Annotated in this window: 5 protein-coding genes; 2 read left to right on the forward strand and 3 right to left on the reverse strand. The window is 72.9% G+C overall.

The features are described from left to right. Window positions 1-434 (reverse strand): alkaline phosphatase D family protein (locus ACOV8S_RS03230; RefSeq protein ID WP_448315994.1); only part of this gene is annotated, 434 nt, incomplete at its 3' end. A gap of 228 nt (window positions 435-662) precedes the next feature. After that, window positions 663-1292, reverse strand: a complete 630-nt coding sequence (locus ACOV8S_RS03235; protein WP_448315995.1) for a TetR/AcrR family transcriptional regulator — start codon at window positions 1290-1292, stop codon at window positions 663-665. A 191-nt stretch (window positions 1293-1483) separates the two neighbouring features. On the opposite strand from ACOV8S_RS03235, the gene ACOV8S_RS03240 reads away from it, so the two are divergent. After that, window positions 1484-3022, forward strand: coding sequence for an MDR family MFS transporter (locus ACOV8S_RS03240; RefSeq protein WP_448315996.1), 1539 nt, complete (start codon window positions 1484-1486; stop codon window positions 3020-3022). Window positions 3023-3092: 70 nt separating this feature from the next. On the opposite strand, the gene ACOV8S_RS03245 is transcribed toward ACOV8S_RS03240, so the two are convergent. Beyond that, window positions 3093-3869, reverse strand: coding sequence for an SDR family NAD(P)-dependent oxidoreductase (locus ACOV8S_RS03245; protein ID WP_448315997.1), 777 nt, complete (start codon window positions 3867-3869; stop codon window positions 3093-3095). 403 nt (window positions 3870-4272) lie between these two features. Between ACOV8S_RS03245 and ACOV8S_RS03250 the strand changes: the two genes are divergently transcribed. Next, entirely contained in the window at window positions 4273-6399 is a 2127-nt protein-coding gene (locus ACOV8S_RS03250; protein ID WP_448315998.1) for a SpoIIE family protein phosphatase, read from the forward strand. The last annotated feature ends 114 nt before the right edge of the window (window positions 6400-6513 follow it).

The following is a 6513-nucleotide window of genomic DNA, read 5'->3' on the forward strand; positions in this document are numbered from 1 at the left end:
GTGCGGGTACGGCCCACGGGGGAGAGGTGCCCGGCGGCGCGGAAGCGGTAGTGGTACACGCGGTCGGGGAGGAGGCCCGTGACCTCCGGGTGGACGGAGTGGCCGAGCTCGGGGGTGGCGACCACGCTGCCGCGGCGCACCACCTTGCGGAAGCGGTGGTCGGCGGCGACCTCGTACTCCACGCGCACCGGCGCGGGCGGCATGCCGCCCAGCCCGTCGGCGGCGAACGGGTCGGGCGCCAGGCGCGTCCAGAGGACGACGCCGTCCGGCAGCGGGTCGCCGGAGGCGACGCCGAGGGTGAACGGGTCGTCGATCGCGGCGGGGGCGGACCAGGCGGGGCCGGCGCTCCACAGGCCGGTGCCGAGCATCAGGGCGGCGGCCCCGGCGGTGCCGTGGCCCAGGACGGTTCTGCGGGACGGGTGCAGGTCGGCCATGGTGCCTCCTCGGAGGTCGGGCTGGGACATCCGGAAGGCTGCTCCCCGGCGATGACGCAACGAGGGTGCCCGAGTGGCCGCTACATGAATTCGCCGGACGCGGCGCGTCGGAGTGGTTCACGCACACGACGGTTGACGACCCGTCCGGTTGGACGCCGCCTGCACGGGTGCCGCCCGCGCCGTGGTGCGGGCGCGCAGGGGCGGCGGGAACCGCCCTTCGGGCGTGGCTCAGGCCCGCCCGGCGTCGGGGCCGTCGAACGGCTGGCCCATGAGGTGCAGGACGTCGTCGGCGAGGTCCAGCAGCTCGACGGGGTGCTCGGACTCGAACCAGGTGCGCATGGTGGTCCGCATGGCGGCCAGGAAGCCGGCGGCCAGGACGCGGGAGCGGAGCGGCTCGGCGCCCCGCTCGGCCAGGACGCGGGCGAGGTCCTGCTCCAGGCCGGCGTGGGTGGCGAGCTGACGGCCCAGCAGGGAGGGGTGACGCAGGGCGAGCCGGGTGCGGGTGATCGTCTCCCGGTCGGGTGAGAAGGGACCGGGCTCGAAGGAGCGCAGGGCCGACCGCAGCGCCGTCCAGGGGGACTCCTGCGCGGGCCGTTCCGCGACCGCGCGCAACAGGGCGGCGGCCTGCTGCTCCTCGCCCCAGAGGACGGCGTCCTCCTTGGTGGCGAAGTAGTTGGAGAACGTGCGGCGCGAGACCCCGGCCTCGTCGGCGATCGCCTCGACCGTCACGTGGTCCAGTCCGTGCTCCACCGTCAGCCGCAGCGCGGCCCGGTGCACCGCCTCACGGGTCGCGGCCTTCTTGCGTTCGCGCAGGCCGGGGGGGCTGTCCGGGACGGCGCTGCGATCGGTGGTGTCCATCGTCGGCAATGGTAAGGCCATGGCAAGAAAAATGCCCAGTGGGAAAACTTGCACAGTGTGCATGTATCGTGGGGGTATCCCGCCCCTTCTCTGAGGGCATCCCTTTTTCTTCCGCTCCTGCTCCGGAGGCCTTCTTGAGCGCGCCCGTCGCCGATCCCACAGCCGTTGCCCCGCCTGCGGGTCCCGCCCCGATGGACCACAAGGCCATCCTGAAGGCGATGAGCGGCCTTCTGATGCTGCTGTTCGTGGTGATGATCAGCAGCACGATCGTCTCCGTGGCCCTGCCGCAGATCATCGGCGCCCTGAAGGGCACCCAGTCGCAGTACACCTGGGTGGTCACCGCCACGCTGCTGACCTCGACCGCGTCCACGCCGATCTGGGGCAAGCTCGCCGACCTGTTCAGCAAGAAGGCGCTGCTGCTGATCTCGATCTGCCTCTTCTCCGTCGCCTCGCTCGGCGCCGGGTTCTCGCAGAACACCGGCACCCTGATCGCCTTCCGCGCCGTGCAGGGCCTGGGCATGGGAGCGCTGCAGATCCTGGTCCAGGTGATCATCGCCGCGATGATCAGCCCCAAGGAGCGCGGCCGCTACAACGGCTACCTCGGCGGCGTGATGGCCGTCGCGACGGTCGGCGGCCCGCTGCTCGGCGGCGCCATCGCGGACGCCTCCTGGCTCGGCTGGCGCTGGTGCTTCTTCTTCGCGCTGCCCTTCACCGCGATCGCCTTCCTCGTCCTGTCCCGCACCCTGCACCTGCCCGCGGTGGAGCGCAGTGGCGAGAAGCCGAAGGTCGACTACCTGGGCGCCACCCTGATCGCCGTCGGCGTCAGCCTTCTGCTCCTGTGGGTCACCTTCGTCGACAACGACTTCGACTGGATCTCCTGGCAGACCGGCGCCATGGTCGGCGCCGCGGTCGTCCTCCTGGGCCTGGCCGTGCTGGTCGAGTCGAAGGTCGCCGAACCCGTCGTGCCGCTGAAGGTCGTCAAGCGGCGTGACCCGGCACTGGCGATCGTCGCGAGCCTCGCGGTGGGCGTGGCGATGTTCGGCGGCGCCGTCTTCCTCGGCCAGTACTGGCAGATCGGCCGCGGCTACACCCCGACCGAGGCCGGTCTGATGACCATCCCGATGATGGCGGGCGTCCTGCTCTCCTCGACGATCGCCGGCCGTCTGGTCTCCAAGAGCGGCAAGGTCAAGCCGTTCATCGTGGCCGGCACCGTCATCCTGACGCTCGGCTTCCTGAGCCTGTCGATGATCGACGCCGAGACGCCGCTGTGGCACGTCTTCGCGGGCATGTTCCTCATCGGCACGGGCGTCGGCATGTCGATGCAGAACCTGGTCCTGGTGCTGCAGAACACCGTGCCCCTCGCGGAGCTCGGCGCGGCCAGCGGAGCGATCACCTTCTTCCGCTCGCTCGGCGGCACCATCGGCGTCTCCGTGCTGGGCGCGGTGCTCGCCAACAGCGTGGCCACGAAGATCACCGAGGGCCTGGCGGAGATGGGCGTCGACACCTCGGGCAGCGGCTCGCAGGCCGGCGGGAACCTCGACCTGGCCAGCATGCCCGCGCCGATCCGTGAGCTCGTCCGCGCCGCCTACGGCGAGGCCACCGGCGAGATCTTCCAGATCGCGGCGGCGGTCGCGGTCATCGGCATCGTCGCGACGATCTTCCTCACCTCCACCAAGCTGCGGGACAGCGTGGACCTGCCGGCAGAGGAGGCGGAGCCCGCGAAGGTCTGACCTTCCGCGTCCGTGACGCCCGTGGGGCCGCCTCCTTGCAAGGAGGCGGCCCCACGGGCGTTCGCGCTGCTCACAGCGAGGTGTAGCCGCCGTCCACCAGGTGGTAGCTGCCGGTGATGAAGGAGGCCCGGTCGGACAGCAGGAAGGCCACCAGTTCGGCGACCTCCTCGCTCCGCCCGAGACGGCCGATCGGGTGCAGTCCCACCAGCGCGTCACGGGCGGCCGGGTCCAGGTTCTCCAGCAGCGGGGTCTCGATGAAGGCGGGTCCCACCGAGTTGATCCGGATGTTCTTCGTGGCGTACTCCGCGGCGGCGCACTTGGTCAGGCCCAGCACTCCGTGCTTGGCGGCCACGTAGCCCGCGGAGCCCTGGAAGGCGACCGAGCCCAGGATCGAGGAGACGTTCACGATCGCGCCGCCGCCGGCCTGCTCCATCGCCGGGATCTCGTAGCGCATCGAGTAGAAGACGCCGTCCAGGTTGGTGCGCACCACCCGGTCCCAGTTCTCCAGCGCCTGCTCGCCGGTGGGCGCGCTGTCGCCGCCGATGCCGGCGTTGTTGACGCCCAGGTGGCAGCCGCCGAAGGTGTCGACGGTGAAGCGGACGGCGGCCTCGACGGAGGCGGCGTCCGAGACGTCCACGGTGAACGCGGCGGCCTCCGAGCCGCCGTTCCTCAGGTCGGCGGCCGCCTGCTCGGCGCCCTCGGCGTTGTAGTCGGCGATCACCACCTTGGCGCCGCCCTCCGTGAGGCGGCGGGCGATGGCCAGGCCGATGCCGGAGGCCGCTCCGGTGACGAGGGCGACGCGTCCGGCGAACTCGGTGGCGTAGTCGGTGCTCACAGTCGGGCTCACTTTCCTGGTGTGCGGCCGGCCCTCGGGTCGCGGCCGGCCCTCGGGCCGCGGCCGGTCCCGGGGCGGGTGGCCGTCCCGGACGATCTTGAGGGGAAGTGAAAAACATCCGCACGGGCACCGTAGACCGGCCCGGTCCTGCGGGCATGTCGGCGGCGGCCGGCTTCCCCCGTGCGCCGCCCACGGCGCCACGACTAGCGTGCCGACGTCGGCGCTGCGGAAGCCCGTCGTCGGGCCGGAGGGTACGGCCGCGCCCCCGCAGCGCCGGGCTGAGCGGTCGCTGCTACCGTTGATCTCGTGCAATACGGACAAATGGGGTGACTTTCACCTCGTCTGTTCGCCCCGGACGCCGGTGGAGCGGCCGCGGCCTCCCTGGCCGGTTCCGGGCGACCGCCAGGGGACACGCATGACAGACATCGGCACCGGGGCCGGCGATTCCACGGTCACCGAGACGCTGGGGACCGCCCTGGCGACGGTCATGAGGGACACGGCCGCCTCGGTGGGCACGCTCCACCTGGCGTCCCCCGACGAGAGCGCGCTGAGGCTCGTCACCGTCGCCGGGGGCACGACCAGCCTCCTGCGTCCGTGGATGACGATCCCGCTGGACGCCTCGGCGCCGGCGGCGGACGCCTGGCGCCGGAAGGCCTTCGTCTGGCTGCCCGACCAGCAGGAGATGGCTCTGCGCTATCCCTCGATCGGCCTGATCATGCCCTACGACGTCATGCTGGCCGCTCTCCCGATCGTCGGCGACACCAGGACCTGGGGCGTGCTCTCGGTGCTCCTGCCGGTGACGCACGCCGGACACCTGACCCCGGCGGAACTGCGGTCGCTGCAGGGCGCCTGCGGGAGTGCCGCGCGCGTCCTGGACGAACGCGAGGCCTCCGGCGCCGGCCTGCCGCCCCTCGACACGATCCACAAGGTCACGCCGCTCAGACGTGACGAACCCGCCCCCGAGGCCGCCCGGGCGGCCTACGACGCGCTGGAGCGGATCCCGGCCGGGGTCTGCGCCCTGGACCGTGACGGCCGGGTCGTCTACCTCAACCCGGCCGCCGCGCGGCTGCTGGAGATCGACGCCCACACCGCGCTGGGACACCGGCCCGACTCCATGCTCCCGTGGCTGCGGGACCCCGTCTACGAGGCGCAGTACCGCGCCTCCGTCGTCACCCGCCGGCCCGTCGGCTTCAACGTGACCACGCCGTCGGGGCGCCGCCTGGGCTTCCTGCTCTTCGCGCACGAGACCGGGACCGCCGTCCGCGTCATGGACGCCGACATGGCCGGTGAGCCGTCCCTTCCCAGGAGCAGGGATCCGGGCCGGCCGGCCGGGATAGAACCGGGCGACCTCTACCACCTGACCCATCTCTCGGCCGCGCTCGCCGAGGCGGCGTCGGCCGAGCACGTGATCCGGCTGGTGCGCGAACAGATGGTCCCGGCCTTCGGACCGGCCGCCTTCGTCCTCGCCAAGGTGCAGGAGGGGCGGCTCACCGTCCTCGACACGGCCGGCATGAACGAGGCCGGGAGCCGGCACCTGGAGGGCAGGCCGCTGACCGCGGACGAACCCGCGCTGCACGCCCTCGGTGACCACCGGCCCCGCTTCTACGCGTCGGTCGAGGAGCTCTGCCGCGACCTGCCCCCGTCCCGGCAGGTCCCGGACGGGATGGCCGCCTGGGCCCTGCTGCCGCTGGTGTCCGACGGACGGGCGATGGGCCTCCTGGTCCTCGGCTACCGCGAGCCGCACCTGTTCTCCACCGCCGAACGCAGCCTGCTGGTCTCGCTCGCCGGTCTCATCGCGCTCGCCCTGGACCGGACCCTGGTCTCCGACACCGAGCACCGGCTGGCCCTCGACCTGCAGTCCTCGCTGCTGCCGAGCCGGCTGCCCGAGGTGCCCGGCCTCACCTTCGCCGCCCGCTACCTGCCCAGCACCCGCGGGTCCGGGATCGGCGGCGACTTCTACGACGTGATCCGCTGGGGCCAGGAGGGCGCCGCCGCGGCCACGGTCGGCGACGTGCAGGGACACGACACGGAGGCCGCCGCGCTGATGGGGCAGGTGCGCACGGCGGTCCGCGCCGTCGCCGGAGCCCCGCCGGGCGAGGTGATGCGGCGCGCCAACACCCTGCTGGCCAACCTCGAGGCGGAACGCTTCACGAGCTGTGCCTACGCCGAGTTCGACGTGCCCGCCCACCAGGTCCGCATGGTCACCGCGGGACACGTGCCGGCGCTGCTGCGCCGGCCGGACGGGCGCACCGGGACGGTCGAGCTGCCGCAGGGGCTGCTGCTCGGCGTGGAGAGCGACCACGTCTACCGGACCAGGACGCTCGGCTTCGAGCCGGGATCGGTGCTGGCCCTGTACACGGACGGTCTGGTGGAGAAGCCCGACACGGAGATCGACGCCTCGATCCAGGAGCTGGCGCGGTCGCTGTCCGAGGCCGACACCGCCGATCTGGACGGGACGGCGGAGAGCCTGCTGCGGCACGCGCACGAGTCGGGGCCGCGCTACGACGACATCGCCCTGCTGCTGATCCGCTGCGACGCCTGAGCGCCGGCCGCGCCCGGCGCGTGCCCGAGTCCCCCCGGACGCGCCCGCCGCGGCGCCGGCACGGCGTCAGCACGGCGGAGCCCAGCCGGGGGAGGGGCGGCTGCGGGGCTCCGC

The organism is Streptomyces sp. CO7 (assembly GCF_053474865.1).